Origin of the sequence: Streptococcus infantis, from assembly GCF_047460685.1 — a bacterium.
Lineage (GTDB): Bacteria > Bacillota > Bacilli > Lactobacillales > Streptococcaceae > Streptococcus > Streptococcus infantis_AD.
This window is the reverse complement of record NZ_JASHFS010000048.1, coordinates 1-874: the sequence shown is the minus strand read 5'-3', so window position 1 is coordinate 874 and position 874 is coordinate 1. Positions and strand designations below refer to the sequence as shown.

Below are 874 nucleotides of genomic sequence, written 5' to 3'. Positions count from 1 at the left end.
CACCTGAGTACAATCCTATTGAGAAAACATGGGCCCATATCAAAAAGCATCTCAAAAAGGTATTGCCAAGTTGTAGTACTTTTTTCGAGGCTCTTTTGTCTTGTTCTTGTTTCAATTGACTATAAAACAGTATCTGTAACAGCGACAGATGACGCAGGTAACACATCAGATGCGACAACAGCAACCGTAGCGAAAGCCGATGATAAGACAGCTCCAGCAGCCCCAGTTGTGAACCCAGTTAAAGCAGGTGACACAGCAGTAACAGGTACAGCTGAAGCAGGTTCAACCGTCGAAGTCACTCTTCCAAATGGTGATAAAGTATCAGCTAAAGCTGACCAAGATGGCAACTTCAGTGTTCCAGTTAGCGGTTTGGAAGAAGGTAAGACAGTCTCAGTAACAGCGACAGATGACGCAGGTAACACATCAGATGCGACAACAGTAACCGTAGCGAAAGCCGATGATAAGACAGCACCAGCAGCCCCAGTTGTGAACGATGTTAAAGAAGGTGATAAAGCTGTTTCAGGAACAGCAGAACCAGGAACAATCGTTGAAATCACTCTTCCAAATAGTGAAACAGTTACTGTTACTACAAATGAAGCTGGTCTCTTCTATCTTCCAGTTATGGGCTTGAAAGCTGGTGATAAAGTGACTGCCGTAGCAAAAGATGCATCAGGCAATACATCAACTCCAACAGAGAAAACAGTTGGTAAAGGTGATGGTAAGGATGCGGATAATGTTAAAGTACCAGCTCTTACTCCAGTAGTAGATCCTAACAACTTGACAGATGCAGAAAAAGCTAAAGTAGCTGAAGAAGTTAAGAAAGCTAACCCAACTGCGACAGATGTTAAAGTTAACAATGACGGATCAGTATCTG

At 43.0% G+C, this 874-nt stretch carries 1 protein-coding gene and 1 pseudogene; both read left to right on the top strand.

The window, feature by feature from the left end; genetic code table 11:
• A pseudogene (locus tag QM917_RS10590) lies at positions 1-119 on the top strand (IS630 family transposase); the annotation flags it as partial.
• A 109-nt stretch (positions 120-228) separates the two neighbouring features.
• A partial coding sequence (locus QM917_RS10585) for an Ig-like domain-containing protein (RefSeq protein ID WP_414285732.1) occupies positions 229-874 on the top strand: 646 nt, incomplete at its 3' end.